Annotated in this window: 17 protein-coding genes; 5 read left to right on the top strand and 12 right to left on the bottom strand. The window is 44.3% G+C overall.

Features of this window, described 5'->3' with window-relative positions:
- Positions 1 to 14: 14 nt before the first annotated feature.
- Both AAEZ00_RS00120 and AAEZ00_RS00125 read right to left on the bottom strand, forming a co-directional pair.
- Positions 15 to 710, bottom strand: coding sequence for a pirin family protein (locus tag AAEZ00_RS00120; protein WP_351087983.1), 696 nt, complete (start codon positions 708 to 710; stop codon positions 15 to 17).
- A 45-nt stretch (positions 711 to 755) separates the two neighbouring features.
- Positions 756 to 1,199 (bottom strand): DoxX family protein, encoded by a 444-nt coding sequence (locus AAEZ00_RS00125; RefSeq protein ID WP_101033218.1) that lies wholly within the window; start codon positions 1,197 to 1,199, stop codon positions 756 to 758.
- Positions 1,200 to 1,345: 146 nt separating this feature from the next.
- Between AAEZ00_RS00125 and AAEZ00_RS00130 the strand changes: the two genes are divergently transcribed.
- The 3 genes from AAEZ00_RS00130 to AAEZ00_RS00140 all read left to right on the top strand — a co-directional run bounded on the left by AAEZ00_RS00130 (position 1,346) and on the right by AAEZ00_RS00140 (position 3,489).
- Positions 1,346 to 2,242 (top strand): LysR family transcriptional regulator, encoded by an 897-nt coding sequence (locus AAEZ00_RS00130; protein WP_124012759.1) that lies wholly within the window; start codon positions 1,346 to 1,348, stop codon positions 2,240 to 2,242.
- 226 nt (positions 2,243 to 2,468) lie between these two features.
- Positions 2,469 to 2,981, top strand: a complete 513-nt coding sequence (locus tag AAEZ00_RS00135) for a DUF2937 family protein (protein WP_101033216.1) — start codon at positions 2,469 to 2,471, stop codon at positions 2,979 to 2,981.
- A gap of 34 nt (positions 2,982 to 3,015) precedes the next feature.
- Entirely contained in the window at positions 3,016 to 3,489 is a 474-nt protein-coding gene (locus tag AAEZ00_RS00140; RefSeq protein WP_101033215.1) for a peroxiredoxin, read from the top strand.
- A gap of 80 nt (positions 3,490 to 3,569) precedes the next feature.
- Here the strand turns inward: AAEZ00_RS00140 and AAEZ00_RS00145 are convergent, their stop codons facing one another.
- The 10 genes from AAEZ00_RS00145 to AAEZ00_RS00190 all read right to left on the bottom strand — a co-directional run bounded on the left by AAEZ00_RS00145 (position 3,570) and on the right by AAEZ00_RS00190 (position 14,467).
- Positions 3,570 to 5,525, bottom strand: a complete 1,956-nt coding sequence (locus AAEZ00_RS00145; RefSeq protein ID WP_351087984.1) for a methyl-accepting chemotaxis protein — start codon at positions 5,523 to 5,525, stop codon at positions 3,570 to 3,572.
- A 275-nt stretch (positions 5,526 to 5,800) separates the two neighbouring features.
- Positions 5,801 to 7,135 carry a two-component system sensor histidine kinase EnvZ gene (envZ, locus tag AAEZ00_RS00150; protein ID WP_101034768.1) on the bottom strand — a complete coding sequence of 445 codons (1,335 nt, stop codon included), beginning with the start codon at positions 7,133 to 7,135 and terminating at the stop codon, positions 5,801 to 5,803.
- A 9-nt stretch (positions 7,136 to 7,144) separates the two neighbouring features.
- Positions 7,145 to 7,870, bottom strand: coding sequence for an osmolarity response regulator transcription factor OmpR (ompR, locus tag AAEZ00_RS00155; protein ID WP_101033213.1), 726 nt, complete (start codon positions 7,868 to 7,870; stop codon positions 7,145 to 7,147).
- 117 nt (positions 7,871 to 7,987) lie between these two features.
- Positions 7,988 to 8,797: a hypothetical protein gene (locus AAEZ00_RS00160; RefSeq protein WP_351077952.1), complete on the bottom strand. Its 810-nt coding sequence runs from the start codon at positions 8,795 to 8,797 to the stop codon at positions 7,988 to 7,990.
- A gap of 197 nt (positions 8,798 to 8,994) precedes the next feature.
- On the bottom strand, positions 8,995 to 9,906 hold the full coding sequence (gene cyoE, locus AAEZ00_RS00165) for a heme o synthase (RefSeq protein WP_351077955.1): 912 nt from the start codon (positions 9,904 to 9,906) through the stop codon (positions 8,995 to 8,997).
- A gap of 72 nt (positions 9,907 to 9,978) precedes the next feature.
- Positions 9,979 to 10,308, bottom strand: coding sequence for a cytochrome o ubiquinol oxidase subunit IV (gene cyoD / locus AAEZ00_RS00170; protein ID WP_101033211.1), 330 nt, complete (start codon positions 10,306 to 10,308; stop codon positions 9,979 to 9,981).
- Positions 10,308 to 10,943 (bottom strand): cytochrome o ubiquinol oxidase subunit III, encoded by a 636-nt coding sequence (cyoC, locus tag AAEZ00_RS00175; protein ID WP_351077959.1) that lies wholly within the window; start codon positions 10,941 to 10,943, stop codon positions 10,308 to 10,310. Before cyoC ends, cyoD begins: the two co-directional genes overlap by 1 nt.
- 2 nt (positions 10,944 to 10,945) lie before the next feature.
- Positions 10,946 to 12,925 (bottom strand): cytochrome o ubiquinol oxidase subunit I, encoded by a 1,980-nt coding sequence (gene cyoB, locus AAEZ00_RS00180; RefSeq protein WP_101033209.1) that lies wholly within the window; start codon positions 12,923 to 12,925, stop codon positions 10,946 to 10,948.
- Positions 12,926 to 12,927: 2 nt separating this feature from the next.
- Positions 12,928 to 13,959 carry a ubiquinol oxidase subunit II gene (cyoA, locus tag AAEZ00_RS00185; protein ID WP_124012755.1) on the bottom strand — a complete coding sequence of 344 codons (1,032 nt, stop codon included), beginning with the start codon at positions 13,957 to 13,959 and terminating at the stop codon, positions 12,928 to 12,930.
- A 175-nt stretch (positions 13,960 to 14,134) separates the two neighbouring features.
- Complete coding sequence (locus tag AAEZ00_RS00190) at positions 14,135 to 14,467, bottom strand: hypothetical protein (protein WP_351087987.1); 333 nt, start codon at positions 14,465 to 14,467, stop codon at positions 14,135 to 14,137.
- A gap of 646 nt (positions 14,468 to 15,113) precedes the next feature.
- On the opposite strand from AAEZ00_RS00190, the gene AAEZ00_RS00195 reads away from it, so the two are divergent.
- Together AAEZ00_RS00195 and AAEZ00_RS00200 are read left to right on the top strand one after the other, a co-directional pair.
- Positions 15,114 to 15,749: a hypothetical protein gene (locus tag AAEZ00_RS00195; protein WP_101033206.1), complete on the top strand. Its 636-nt coding sequence runs from the start codon at positions 15,114 to 15,116 to the stop codon at positions 15,747 to 15,749.
- A gap of 77 nt (positions 15,750 to 15,826) precedes the next feature.
- Positions 15,827 to 16,096: a hypothetical protein gene (locus AAEZ00_RS00200; RefSeq protein ID WP_124012754.1), complete on the top strand. Its 270-nt coding sequence runs from the start codon at positions 15,827 to 15,829 to the stop codon at positions 16,094 to 16,096.
- The last annotated feature ends 43 nt before the right edge of the window (positions 16,097 to 16,139 follow it).

A 16,139-nucleotide genomic window follows, 5' to 3' on the forward strand; every position in this document is an offset into this window, starting at 1 on the left:
TTCACTGAACTCATTTAGGGTAAATCAAAAACGAGTGCCGTTGACTGAGTGTCTGATGGGTTAATAAAGGTCACTGTGGACATGTCAGTGAGTTTTGCGCCATCACCTGCACTCAGCGGTTGATCTTCAATGCTCAGTTCGCCAGCGACTTGATGAACATACACTTTACGGTCAGTCGCAATCTGATAGGTTATTTTAGATTTAGGCGCCAAAATCAGTTGTGACAATGTCGCATTTTGCTTGATCTGCAAAGTACCGTTTTCACCTGTTGGTGTGGCAATCGTGGTCAAGCCCAATGTTTGACCAAAGTTTTTTTGCTGGTATCTCGGTGTATTGCCTAAGGTATTAGGCTGGATCCAAATTTGTAAAAACTTCAGTGGTTCAGTGTTTGATGCATTGTATTCACTGTGGGTAATACCGCTGCCAGCAGACATTAATTGAAACTCACCCGCAGGCAATACTTCCACATTACCTTCACTGTCTTTATGGACGATAGAGCCCTCAAGGACATAGCTGATAATTTCCATATCACGATGGCCATGAGTCGCAAACCCTGCTCCGGGCGTAACGCGGTCATCATTGATGACTCGCAGCGCTGAAACCCCCATATGCTGTGGATCGTAATAGCTACCAAATGAGAAACTGTGCTTGCTGTCCAGCCAGCAAAATTTGGCTTTACCGCGTTGATTTGCATGACGTAATGAGATCATAACTTTCTCCTAAAGAGCCATTAAAAAGACTAAGCCGATATTTATTTAAGCTAATTTAGTGGCAATGGTGTTATCGATTGCGACTTTACCTGAGCCAGACAGCGCAAGTGACACACTGGCAGCTAACAGTGCTAATGCAAATTCATAACCATTGTTAGCCATAAATAAACCGTTGGTTAAATGCACACTGACAATGGCGATAATCATAGTAAAAGCCAACACCACCGCTGATGGGCGAGTCAGTAAACCCAATAGAATAAATAATCCACCAACCAATTCAGCGCTGCCGGCTAAGAAGGCCATTAATACGCCAGGCTCAATGCCAATTGATGCCATCCATTGTCCAGTGCCTTCAAGGCCATAACCACCAAACCAACCAAATATTTTTTGCCCGCCGTGAGCCATAAAAATAATCCCAATAGGTAAGCGTAATGCTAATGTGCTGAAACCTGCAGTAGAGTGGGTGATGTTTTTAGCGAGTGCTTTCATGGTATGTATCCTCAATAAGGTTAAACATTGTGTGTTTGAAGTGAGCCTGTCTCACTGATTGATGATGAGTATATTGGTACTTGATTGAATAAAAAATCGGAATAAACTGAGGTAATAGTTCAATTTTTTTGAATATGGAGAAGGTCATGCAAAACCCGATTACTATTGATGCATTACGCGCCTTAGATGCCATTGAGCGTAAGGGCAGTTTTGCTGCCGCAGCGGCATCTTTATATCGAGTGCCGTCGGCCTTGACCTATACCATCAAAAAACTTGAAGAGGAAATGGGTGCGGCCTTGTTTGACCGCTCAAAACAGCGAGCGCAATTAACCCCTGCAGGTAAGTTAGTGCTCGAGCATGGGCGAGAAATTTTATTGGCGACAAATCGGTTAATTGATTCGGTACAGCAACTCGAGTCTGGCTGGGAAAATGAAATTCGCTTATCGCGCGATACCATTATTTATCAGAGACCATTGTTTAATTTGATCGAGCAGTTTAATCAACTAGAGCACAGTGTTGATATTACCTTAGATGTTGAAGCGGTTGGTGGCGGTTGGGATGCACTGCACAGTCGCCGCGCCGATATTGTCATTGGCGCGTCAGGCGAGCTACCAAGAGGAGTATTTCAAACCCATAAAATGGGTGAAGTTGAATTTGTGTTTGCCGTAGCGCCGCATCATCCGCTGGCGTTTGTGGATGGCATGTTGGATGCCGACAGATTGACACATTATTCGGCGCTGGTGGTGGCCGATACTTCACAGCTTTTGCCTATTCGCGATAACGGTATCTTTAAAAGTAAGCAGATGATCCGCCTTAATACCATGGAAGCTAAAATTGCGGCGCAAGTGCAAGGGTTGGGCATTGGGTTTTTACCGCGGCATATGGTGCAATCATACCTTGATAGTGGTCAACTAATTGAAAAGCCATGTTCAATCCCAAGGCCCAATCAAAGTGTGTATATTGCTTGGCATAAAGATCATCAAGGGCGCGCCTTTGACTGGTTTGTTGAACACCTACCTAAAGTGAATTGGGGATTGAGTTAACTTATTTGTATTGCTCATGGGCGTATGACGATGCCCTTGAGCGTGTTGATACGATGATGGTGTCGACATTAAGCCGTTGCTTGTGATGCCATCATTGGTGAATGTTGGATTACAAATCCTCAGCGGCTGCACGTTAAATTAACATCCATTTATACAAGATGCTTAGTTAACTAATTGGTGATATTGTGACCTTTCTGAATTTATCTTTATCGCAACCGATGACATCATGATAAAACATTTAATGGATTACCTTCGCTTAGTGCTGTTTGTTTGTGGCGTATTGATTGGTATTCAAGTTCCCGGTTTTGTTGACCAATACGGCCAGCGACTCGAGGCGCACCAGCTTGAAGCTAAGCTAAGTTTGGCTGAGTTTCAGCACGATGCGGACCGCTTTTTTGGTGGGGATATCAATAAACTGATCCGCCATTATCGACAAAATAATGATCCAGTATTTAGTGCTGGCGGTGAAAGTATCGAGTCTATTTATCAACGTTATGTGTCATTAACCGATGCATTAACACGGTTTCGTCAACACAGTTACAGTCCCTATCAACAAGTGATCCTTACGCCAAAAAAAGACATTCAAGCTGAGGTGTGGCAAAACTATTCCCATGTGATTTTGTTAAAACCAGAAGCCATTGCGATTGGTATGTTATTGGGGCTGTTGATCTCGATTTTATGTGAATCCGTATTATCTATTCTATTTCTGGGCTGCCGTAAGGTATTGGCGCCAAGATAACCTATCGTTTTAACTAATAATTAAGGAAATAATTATGATCGCTAAAGGACAATCGCTACCAAAAGCTACATTAAGCCAACTGACTAAAGACGGTATGGTTAACCACGATGTGACTGAGTTATTTGCCGGTAAAAAAGTGGTGTTGTTTGCCGTGCCTGGTGCATTTACACCAACCTGTTCAGAAGCCCATTTACCTGGCTTTGTGGTATTGGCAGACGAATTTAAAGCCAAAGGCGTTGACTTAATTGCTTGTGTTGCGGTTAACGATGCATTCGTCATGAAAGCCTGGGGCGAAGCACAAAATGCATCTGAATTGATGATGCTTTCAGACGGTGATGCCAGCTTTACTAAAGCATTAGGCTTAGAAATGGATACCGCAGGTTTTGGTGGTGTTCGTTCACAACGTTATGCCATGGTGATCGACAATGGTGTAGTGACTTTACTTAATGTTGAACAAGGTAAGTCATTTGAAGTCAGCACCGCAGAAGCTGTGATGGCGGCACTATAATCTATACATAATAGGTTATTAGAGATAAAAAATGGGCGCCCAATGTGGCGCCCATTTTTATATTCGAACGTGATAGACGTTTAAGCCTTCCCAGCGGCAATGCCTAAGTTTTGTTCTATATTGTTGACGCTGTTGCTGACTTCTAATGCAATGGTTTCGCTTTGTTCAAAGGCGTGTTTTGCTCGCAGCAGTAAACTGTCCATGGCAACCACAAACTCGTCAAGATGATGCACTTGTTGGTTTGCGTGTTCACTCCCTTGACAGGCACTCTTTGCCATGGCGCTGGCCTGTTGTTGTACTTGCTGAGCAAAGGTTAACAAGCTTTGGGCCCGGCTTTTTTGCTGTTCTGAAGCCTCGCTAATGTCATTTACACTGTGACTCAGCGCGGCATTCGATGTCGTTAACTGGGTTAATATTGCCATGATGTCCTTGAGCGATAACTGGGTACGGTGGGATAAGTTGCGAACTTCATCGGCCACAACAGCAAACCCGCGTCCTTGTTCACCGGCTCTTGCGGCTTCGATGGCGGCATTGAGTGCCAGTAAGTTAGTTTGATCGGCAATATTACCTATCACATCGACAATTTTAGCCGCATCACTGACCGAGGTGCTTAGCTGGGTTAGCGAGTGGTTACATTGATCCACTTTGGTCAATGTATGTTCTGTAGCAGTTAATACGCCTTGTGCCTCTTGTTGACTGGCCAGCATGTCATTCATGGTCTGTTGTGCGCTTGCTGTTAGCGCACTAGACGACCGGTTTACTTTATTGGCTAATGCAATTAAATCAGCAGTTTGCCCCTGTGCTTGCTGTACGACTGTTTGTGTTTGTTGGGTGCTGTTTGATAACGAACCAATTCGGGTCACTAATTGGCTTAATGACTGTGAAACCTGGATCATATTGTGTTTTTGCTGTTCATCATCTTGTTCAAATCGTTGCAGCAGTCGGTTAAAGTGTGCCGCAATCTGGCCGGTTTCACATTGGCTTGTTACCGGTAACGGTTCACGTTGGTTAGACTCGCTTAACATCGAGAACGCGCGATTTAAGCGTCGTAACGGGGTGACCACTCGGCGTTGCTGCAAGATGAAGTAACTCACCGAAAACAACGCTAGCAAGGTCACCATGCCATACAGCAACCATTGTAAGTTGAGCTTTAATTGTTGGTCTGTTTGAGTTTGCCTATTTGCTAGGGTCACTAATTGCTGCTCGACTTGGCTGGTGGCGTTAATCAGTGCGGTTTGCACCGTTTGGTTGTCGGCGATCATCTGCTTGGTATTGGCGACTTCTTTGCTGTAGCGTTGGGTCAAACTAAGTAATTCAGCACGTGGCGTTTCGCCAACTTCAATGCGTTCGGGTTCATCATCACCTAAGGCAAACTCATCCACTGCTTCGGTGCGGTAAATCCTTAATAAGGGTAGACTTTGTAGTTTATCGTGCCAGGTATTAAGCGCACTAATGGAGAAGTTAACACTGTTGGTCACGCTGGTATCTTGGTCTATCAGTAGGGTCTGAGTTTGCTGCGATAATGGGTAAACCAAGCTGGGTAATTCAAGGCTGAGGGCTAGGTATTGCTGTGCGATGTTGTTGCCTTGGCGGGCGGATTGAGCATAACGGCTTAAGTTGCGATTGTAATCGAGCATCTCTGACTCAGCAAAGGCCAGTAATTGACGCGGGTTACCTGCCAATTTACCCGCGGCGCGGTATTTAGTGTCTAAGTCGCCAATTAATTGGGCCATTAACTCGATCAGCGAGGCGCTGCCTAATTGTGGATGCGCTTGGTGTAATTGGGTGATGCTGACGGTGATACTGGTGATGTCGGCGCGCGCCTGTTCTAGGTAGTTGCTTTGTCCTGTTCGTAGGTAATTGTTGATGTTATTGCGCACATCGTACTGAAACGTATGTTGGATCCGCTGTAAGTTTTGATTGAGCTGCTCGCTCACTTGGCGTTGTTGGTTACTCCACAACACGGTTGCGGCTAATAAGGCTGCAAGGAGTAATAATAACGCTGATGCACTAAGTGATAATGTTGATATTTTCATGCTACCCAGACTTCAGATAAAGACCATTATGAGTATTTTATGGCACTAATGTTACCGTTTATCGTGTGGGATGATTATTGATTTCGAGGGAGCCGTAAAACCGTTTAAATTGAGTCACTACATTGTTTTGTGATTTATTTTTGAGTTCACGCACATTGATCGCGACATTTTCAGCGCGACATTTTCAGCACGACACCTTCATCAAGACATTGGAATAGCTGCGTCTTCATCAAGACATTGAAATAGCAGCGTCGTGATAGCTGAATTATGTAAGTTTAGCTGTATCGGCGTTTGCTGATTAACGGCAGCCATACTTGTGCTTTTAATCCACCTTGGGGACGGTTAGACAGTTTTACCTTGCCATGATGACGGTCAATAATGCGTTTAATAATGGCTAAGCCTAAACCAGAGCCAACACTGCCACGGGCTGAATCGCCTTGGGTAAAGGGTTGAAACAGTGCCTCAACTTTAGTTTCATCAATGCCTGGGCCATTATCTTCAACGCTAAAACAGACTGCATTACCTTGATGGTACGAGCTTATTTTTATCCAGCCATTACCATATCGAAAGGCATTCTCAACTAAATTACTCAACACCCGTTTAATGGCCACACTATCCATCGCGATGTCGGGACAGTCTGCTAACGACAATTCTATCGTCTCTTCACGGTGCGATTCTTGTTGGCTAATTTCTTGTATTAGGCGGTTAATTTGATCTGGCTCGCGCACGCCTTCCTGGTCGTTACGAATGTAAGCAATAAATTGGTTAATAATTGCATCCATGTCTTCAATGTCGGTGACGATGCCTTCTTTTAAATACTGGTCATCGTCGACCATCATTTCAGACGCTAACCGAATACGAGTTAAGGGTGTACGCAAGTCGTGTGAAATACCAGCCATCAATAAGGCACGGTCTTGTTCAAGTTGCTTCATGCTGTTGGCCATTTGGTTAAAAGCATGGGTTACTTCAACAATTTCGGTTGAACCACTTAACGGCAGCATCGGCGGGAAATCGCCCTTTGATACGGCAAATGCCGCTTTTTGAAGTCTTTTTAACGGCCGGTTTTGCCGGCGGGCAAACAACCAGCCACCGGCGACACTGAGCGCGCCAATCACTAATAAATATAAGGTCAACGGCGATAGATCAGATTCGTTAATGCTGGTCAGCGGCACTTTTATCCACAAAGAAGGTGCTTGCGGTGGCTTAATCCATACATCGAGTTTGTCACCCTGCGAAAAACGCACTTCGGCTTCGCCGCCCAAATACACCGACATTTGCTCAGATAGAAAACTGTAATAAGTGGCTTGATTTAGTCCAGCGTCTTGAGCTTGTTTGAGGTTGTAAACCGTCATGCCATCGTCACGAACTTTGGCATTTAAGGCATCAACCATGGTGAGGTGTTCACGGCCAACATCGACACCATCAACAAATAAAATATTGATTTGGCGGGCAATCAGTTGGTTGATTTGCTCGTAACTGGGTTTGATAAAGTAAACGGCGACAGACCAGTAAGACACTAATTGATTAATCAGCAATAAGCTGCCAATCAACAATACCGTCTGACTAAAAGCGCTTCGGGGTAAAAAGCGTTGCCACCATTTTAACTTCAGTTTCATGGCTTACTTACGCGTGGTGCCGTCGGGTACAAATACGTAGCCAAGGCCCCACACAGTTTGAATATAGCGAGGGTTGGCGGCATCTTTTTCAATTAAACGACGTAGGCGTGATACCTGAACATCAATTGAACGCTCAAGAGCGGAATAATCACGACCTCTGGCAAGGTTCATTAACTTGTCACGAGACAAGGGTTCACGAGGATGGTTAACCAGCACTTTTAATACCGCAAATTCACCACTGGTGAGGGCAATACTCTCATCGCCATGAAACATTTCGCGGGTGGCAAGGTTTAGTGAAAATTCACCAAAGGCAATCACTTCTTCTTGCTGCGCTGGCGCACCAGGGACTTCGGCAATTTGACGCCGCATTACGGCTCTAATACGCGCGAGTAGTTCGCGCGGGTTAAACGGCTTAGGTAAGTAATCGTCTGCGCCGAGCTCGAGGCCGATAATACGGTCGACTTCATCGCCTTTTGCGGTCAGCATCACAATCGGAATAGGGTTCTCTTGCTGGCGTAAACGGCGACAAATTGATAAACCGTCTTCACCGGGTAGCATCAGATCGAGTACTAAAAGATGAAAGTTTTCGCGCTCAAGTAATCTATCCATTTGTTCGGCATTGGCTGCACTACGAACTTGGAAGCCTTGCTCTATCAAGTAACGCTCTAATAATGAACGTAATCTCATATCGTCATCGACGACGAGAATCTTCGAGGTTTCTTGGCCCATGAAATATCCTTTTAACACTAAATTGATACCAGCTATGGTCCAGTATGAAGTGTAATCGCTTGAATTTGAATAGCTGATTGTGGCAGAAATTGTAACTAAATAGCTGTAAATGACGGTTTATCGTCTAAATCGGCGTTGATGGGCATTTACATTGTCATCTTCAACCGCAAACGATAGCGCCAATTGTTGACGAGTAAGGTGATAAAAAACGCTTGTCATGGTGTCGAATTGGCTAACGCTTTGTTGTGGAGGGTTATCAAAAATAGGCTCGATGAACAGTTGGTTTTGTTGACGTTCAAAGCGTCCCCATTGTAAATGTGTGTAATGAGGATTAATTTGCGGGTCTTGGTGTAAGTTGATTTGCACCACAGCGTAGTAACCATTATCGAGTAGCACTAAGCTACTCAGCATAAACCTTGACAGCTCATGCCATACGCCATAAACGGATTGACTCGGGTAGATATGATATTGATATTGTTCATCGGCAACACTGTCGGCATTAGTGTCGATAGTGAATGCTAACTGTTGCCGTTGTGGCGTGAGCATTATTTGCAGTTTTAGATGGTTAATTTGATAAGCAACGAGGCCTTGTTGCTGATTATTGCTATAGCTTGGGATAAAGCGCACTCCTAGTGGCTGGATGTCTATTTGCCCCCATTCTGCGACGCTGTTTTGCGGTTTAGTTAAGTTAAATTCCATGTATAAGTAACTGTGGTCGCGATTTAACTGTAATAGTGTTATTTGTTCTGGAGTATCGATTATCCAATTACCAAAAATGCTGTCTGTGGCTGTAGGCCGAGGTGATGGGGTCGCCTGCAGTGAGTTGACCGTGAGTACACTGCACCCGAATGCTAACAGCAGGACAATGTTTTTTATGGTGTTAAGTGCAAGTGTTTTGCGCTGGCTGGTGCGCGACATGATAAACATAAGATCCCTTTATGTTTGCCTGTGCAGTTCAGTATTATTTTTAGAACCGCGGGCGGTATTTTTGAGTCGTACTCAATTGTAGTGCTCAATTGTAGTGCTCAATTCTAGTACTCAATCGTAGTAAAAAATGCTGATTAATCAAATAAAAAAAGCCCACTGACCAAGAGGCCATGGGCTTGTTTGATAATGCTGCCTTATTAAGGCGCCAATATTAGTAGTGTAGGTTGAGCAACCACTTGAAAGTCCAATGCCATGGTCACGCTTAACGCGGTAATGGTGATAATGGAAAAGCCAAATACCTGCCTAGCCCAAGACTGTAGGTTGATGTTGCGACGATAGCCTTTTAACGCCATAGTTAACCACCATAAACTCGTGGCGCAAGTGACAGCCATAAAGGCGATACCTGTGTAACCTGCCAAAGGTAACAGCGCACTCACTACTGCAAACACGGCAATGTAGAGCACAATATGTAATTTTGCTTTAGCCATGCCCTCAGCCACAGGTAACACCGGAATATTGGCTGCGGCATAGTCGTCAAAACGAAAAATTGCAATCGCGTATGAATGCGGCATTTGCCATAAGCTGAACATTAGCAGCAAAATAATGGCGCCTGTGTCCATTTGTCCGGTGACCGCACAATAACCGACAACCGGTGGCACCGCACCGGAGAAACTGCCCACTAAAGTGCCGTAAACCGAGTTGCGCTTCATGTATAGGCTGTATACGCCGACATAAACCACATAGCCGATAGCGGCAAACAATACCGCTAAGCTGTTGGTGAATATTGCCAGCATGGTAAAGCCAATGATCCCCAGACCAATGCCAAAGCTCAATACCGCTTGCACCGATATTTCACCTGTGACGGTGACTCGGTTGCGCGTTCGCTGCATTTTGGCGTCGATATCACGATCAATACAGTTATTGATAGCGCAACCCGACGCCACCACCAATGACAGTCCTATCATAGTGGCAAGCATCAAGGTCCAATCAACGCTACCTTGAGCGGCGAGTAAAAACCCGCCGGCGACAGAAATTAAATTGCCCATGATGATGCCAGGCTTAGTAACCTGAACATATCCTCGTAAGCGTGAGGTTAATTGTGCTGACATAGATGGACCTTGATTATTGATGATAGCTGTCTGGTTGCATACTTTGGTTGCAGTGCTTTGACATTGCGCTGTTTACATCATCAATTCGTTAGCTGCGGTGATAATCCACACAGATAAACCCACCACCATGATAATAATCAACGCAGTGAATAAGAACGAAAATGTATTAAGCTTACCTTCTTTAGAAAAATCTAAATGGAGGAAGTATTTTAAATGCACCACGATTTGCACTATGGCCATGACAACCACAATCCATAAGGTGGTTGCATGGTTAAAGTGTTGGGTCATCACTGACCAAAATGGAATAGCAGTTAAAATCACCGATAACACAAAGCCGACGATATAAGACTTAACGCTAGCGGCAAAATCACCTTCGGTGTGGCTTGAATGTGCATGACTCATCACAAGACTCCTAACAAATAAACGACGGTAAACACACACACCCAAACGATGTCTAAAAAGTGCCAAAATAAGCTTAAGCAGCTTAGGCGGGTAATACTGCGATGACCTAAACCTGTTGTTAGCACTTCGACCATCATGATCAGCATCCAAATTAAACCAGCAGTGACATGCAAACCATGCATGCCCACTAACGCAAAAAATGCCGATAAAAAGGCGCTGCGATCTGGGCCATTACCGTGTTCAATCAGGTGACTGAATTCGGACACTTCCATAGCAATAAACGCACACCCTAGGGCGAAGGTGATCAGCAACCACACTAATGTGGCGACTTTCTTTTGGTGTTTAGCGCAAATCATGGCAAAGCCATAAGTAATACTACTGATCAACAGGGCGGCGGTTTCCATAAGCACGAAATCTAATTCGAAAATATCTTTACCGGACACACCACCATCGGTGTTCATGTACAAAACAGCATAAGTTGCAAAAACGGATGCGAACAAAATACAGTCGGTCATCAGATAAATCCAAAAACCGAATAAGGTGTTGCCGCTTGTATCATGATGTTCGTCATGATGTTCAACATGGTGCTCAGCAGAGTGAGCCAGGTGTAAATCTGCTTGGATAGCAATACTCATTATCAGCCCCTTGCTACGTTATCTAAGTGTGCATTTTCAATCTGCGCGACTTGGTCTGGTTGCACGTAGTAGTCAATGTCGTTGTTGTAAGCACGGATCAAGAACAGCACAAAGGTACCCGCAAACCCAACCATAGCTAACCACCAAATATGCCAAATTGCGGCAAACCCCACCGAGGTAATGGCCGCCGCCATCAAGATGCCGCTGGCAGTGTTTCTGGGCATATGAATAGGTTGGTATGTTTTCTGGCGTTGATACGCTTCACCTTTTTCTTTCATATCGGTGAATGCATCAATGTCAGTTACTTGGGGTAACTGGGCAAAGTTATAGAACTGCGGTGGTGAAGAAGTTGACCACTCAAGCGTATGGCCATTCCATGGATCGCCAGTAGTATCTAAGTTTTGCTCACGGTCTCGGAAGCTGACATACAATTGTACAAACTGTAAAATGATGCCCGCGAGGATGATAAACGCGCCTACTACCGCAAAGTAAATCCACAAGTTCCATGCCGGGTTATCAGTGTGATTGATACGACGAGTCATACCCATAAAACCAAGCACATATAGCGGCATAAATGCGACATAGAAACCAATTTGCCAGCACCAGAATGATGCCCTGCCTAAACGTTCATTGAGGTGGAAGCCCATGGCTTTAGGAAACCAATAGGCAAAACCAGCCATGTAACCAAATACCGCGCCACCAATAATGGTGTTATGGAAATGAGCGATTAAAAATAAGCTGTTATGCAATACATAATCTGCGCCAGGTAATGCTAACAGTACTCCGGTCATGCCGCCTATGGTGAAGGTCACCATAAAGCCTAAAGACCACAATACTGGGACGGTAAAGCGTAAACGGCCGCGATAAATGGTAAATAACCAGTTAAACAGTTTTACCCCCGTCGGCACCGCAATCACCATGGTCATCACCCCAAAGAAGGCATTAACGTTAGCGCTCGACCCCATGGTAAAGAAATGGTGTAACCACACGATAAAGCCAAGCACAGAAATCGCACCCGTTGCCCACACCATTGAGGTGTAACCAAATAAGCGCTTCGAGGTGAAGGTTGAAAGCACTTCAGAGAAAATACCGAAGGCCGGTAATACCAAAATGTATACTTCAGGATGACCCCAAGCCCAAAACAGGTTGATGTACATCATGGCGTTACCGCCACCATCATTGGTAAAGAAGTGGAAATCTAAATAACGGTCTAAGGTTAATAAACCTAAAACAGCGGTTAAAATTGGGAACGACGCAACAATTAGCACGTTCGCCCAAGTACAGGCCCAAGTAAAAATGGGCATCTGCATTAGCTTCATGCCAGGCGCACGCATTTTTAACACGGTGGCGATAAAGTTCACCCCGGTTAAGGTTGTCCCTATCCCGGATATTTGCAAGGCCCAGATATAATAATCGACCCCCACCCCCGGACTGTACGCCAGCTCTGACAAGGGGGGATAGGCTACCCAACCGGTTTTGGCAAACTCACCTAATCCAAGTGAGATATTGATTAATATCGCCCCAGATGCGGTGAGCCAAAAGCTTAGGTTATTTAAGAAAGGGAACGCCACATCGCGAGCACCAATTTGCAACGGCACGACCAAGTTCATCAGACCAATCATAAATGGCATCGCCATAAAGATAATCATGATCACGCCATGGGCGGTGAAGATTTGGTCATAATGCTCAGGAGGCAAATAACCCGCCGCGCCATTGGTAGCCAGTGCTTGCTGGGTTCGCATCATAAGTGCGTCAGAGAAACCCCGGACCAGCATCACCATCGCTAGCACGATATACATAATACCAAGGCGCTTATGGTCAACCGAGGTTAACCAGTCGTGCCAAAGCACGCCCCATTTTTGATGCTTAGTGATTAAGGCCGCAATAACGATTCCAATAATGGCGACAGCCGCAAGGGTCACCATAATAATCGGTTCGTGATATGGAATTGACTCGAGTGTTAATTTTCCAAAAAATGGCATGATTATTCCGCCTCCCCAGAAGCAGTCGATGAATGCTCTGTGGTTGAGTGTGTAGAGGATGAATGTCCAGAATGATGTTCAACGTCCGTGTCAGTAATGTGTTCCATGTCTTGCATATGCTTGGCATGATCCCTACTCGACATCGATTCCATGTCGTTCATTTCTTCCATGGTGTCCATTGGTTTCATATTCGAATCTGGGTGCATGTACTGCATAACGATGTGGTTAAATATGCCATGTTGCACAGAGCCATAATATTGAACGGGATTATTTTCGCTCTTTTTAGCCAGTAGCTTGTACTGCTCAACATTCAAGCTGCTACCTTGCTGTTTTACCTTAGCCACCCAGGCATCAAAATCGCCAATGGTTGGCGTCGCAATGGCCTTAAACTTCATCCCAGAAAACCCTGCACCACTGTAGTTAGCTGAAATACCATTGAAAGTGCCAGGTTCATTCGCGATAAGATGTAGCTTGGTCGCCATACCGGCCATTGAGTAAATTTGGCTGCCCAACTGCGGAATGAAAAATGAGTTCATTGCCGTGTCTGAAGTGATGTTGAAATTAACTGGCACATTGGCAGGAAAGGCCAATTCATTAACTGATGCAATGCCATATTCTGGATAGATAAACAACCATTTCCAGTCTAGTGACACCACTTCAACCGTCACCGGCTTAGCGGGATGATCGAGAGGCTTATAAGGGTCTAAATCGTGAGTCGAATTCCAAGTGATAACACCAAGAATGACCACGATAATAATCGGTATGACCCACACCACGATTTCAATGGTGGTTGAGTGTGCCCATTTGGGCGCATAGATTTCTTGGTCGCGGCCATCGCGGTATTTCCATGCAAAATATAACGTCATGAAAATTACCGGAATAACCACAATCAGCATCAGTAAAGTCGCCACAATAATGAGATGTTTCTCATCCATGCCTACTTGACCTTTGGGATCCAGTACGCCGCCTTCACAACCGGCTAGCATAAAAGCTAATGCTGCCAGTGCTGGTTTACTTAAATGTCGAATTAACAAAGGAAGATTCCTCTAACCTTAAAAGCTTACTACGCTACCAATGGGGGGATCGGCAGTTGCAGAATAATCGTCACACGCCAATAGCGGCGTCAAAAAGCTTAACTAAATCAGTAGCGAGTGATTTGGCTTGCGTTTTAAGGCGGTATTGAGCGAATGATGTATGTTGAGTGAAAACTTAAGCTGATAGAGGAGGAGCGCGGCAACCGTGAGCCGTATATTCAAGGGGTTTTGGGACAATAACCGACAAGGCACTTAACCCATTGCTAAGTGCAAGAAGATGACAAAATGTAGAGTTGAGATGAAATAAACGCCAAAATTGCTCGATCACCAATGGATTAAATATTAATAAGCCCAGTAAACTTACGCCCAGGACTTCAGCTAATACGGTATCCGCAATGGCAATAAATTCAGTAATATCGATGAAGAGCCCCATCGACAGAGAAAAAGAATCAGCTAAAGGTTGCAGCAACAGTAATCCGAAACACAAGGTTAAATGTGTTTTACTCAATTTGGACAACCTTGCGATGCGATTAAGCGGTTTAACAAGGAATTGGCAAAGGGTTAGTTTCAAGAAACGTTTTCAACCGAGCTCAAAGGAGTGGGTAGTTAAATCAACAGATCCAACTGGCAATTTCATTAGCTGCAGAGTAACAACAAGGGACTATTAATTGAAAGTAAATTACGGTAGGGGAGCCGTGGGATTATTAAATAAATCTTAACTAGAACAATGTTTACACTATTCGTTTACAAAATTAACCAAGCGGTCATGATTTGAGGTCGCAATAACCACAAAAGTGTGACCGGCCGCACCTAACTTGGGCGGGTTAGTGTGATGATAGCGGTATTGTTTTGTGATTACTTTCACCACCAAAGCGCTCTATTTGATGTTAGTAAGCTAGTTTATCTGTGCATTATCTATTCAGATCAACAAGGATAATAGCGTTGAATGGCGGCTTAATATTGGCGTATTTATTCTGTATGCGATTCTGGCCAATACTTATCTGAACTGTGGGTGATTAGGTTTAGAGTGTAGTGGGAAAAAATCTGATAATATTCACTAAATCAGATGATTAGCCATGCGCGTTTTTTCTGTTCTATTGAAGTAAATGCCCATGGGGACTATACAAATATTATAAATTAGGGACGTTAGGGTAATGATGCAAAGTTCATTTATTGTTAACTTTTGGGAAGTGGTATTTCGATATTTGGGCAAAATATCGTTCTTTAATTTTGTTCGATGGATGTTTCCTAAAGCGAAAACGGGCTTTTTCTCAGAGGTTTGGGCTCTTTCTCATGTGTTTCTTTCAATCGCGTCAGTTCCAGCCGTCCTATATATTAAAAACGATATAATTAGTTTTTGTATCGCGATTTATGCGCTATTGCGAGTGTTCGAAGTGGTTATTTATCAAATAAATGTGCTGTTATTTGACGAGTATCGAGCGATCAAATCGGGAGGTTCATACGCATTACACGGTTATCGTCGTATGATAATTCTTCTTATTCAGAATTACTTTGAAATTATATTCTGGTTTGCAGCTCAATACATATTTTTTCAGGATATGTTTGGTTTTACCGTTGCAGGATCTCAAGAAAGCATTTTAGGGGCGATATATACTAGCTTTGTTGTTATGACTAGTTTTGGGTTTTATAACGTCACTCCTCTTGGCGTACTGGCTTACACTCTTGTTATTGGCCAGGCAATGATTGGGCTTTTTATGACGCTTCTAAGTTTAGCGAGGTTCATTGGTTTAATCCCGAACCCCAAATCTATGGATCAAACAGAGCAGTAATACTTACCTTAGGCTTAATGTTATGTTTAAAATTTGAGGCGTTATTGTGAGTAGACTTAATTCTTTCACTGCACGCTTTGATATTACCCTATTATCCAAGCGCCAATGGCGGGTGTATCCACGGCGCAATTGGCCGCCGCTGTATCGAATGCCGCGGCCTTGGATCATTGGGGATTGGTGCGAGTTCAGTAGCGCAAGCTCAACAGTCGATTAGTGAAACACGCTTGCTTACCAATGCGCCGTTTAATGTGAATGTATTTTGTCATGCACCGGCGCAGCGTGATGCAATAAAAGAACATGCTTGGTTACATCATCTTGCTGACTTATTTGTAGTGTGCAGTGCATAAACGCCAACCCAAATTGACGAAATTGATAACAGTTTTGTCGACG

The organism is Shewanella sp. S1-49-MNA-CIBAN-0167 (assembly GCF_040310145.1).
Taxonomy (GTDB): domain Bacteria; phylum Pseudomonadota; class Gammaproteobacteria; order Enterobacterales; family Shewanellaceae; genus Shewanella; species Shewanella psychromarinicola.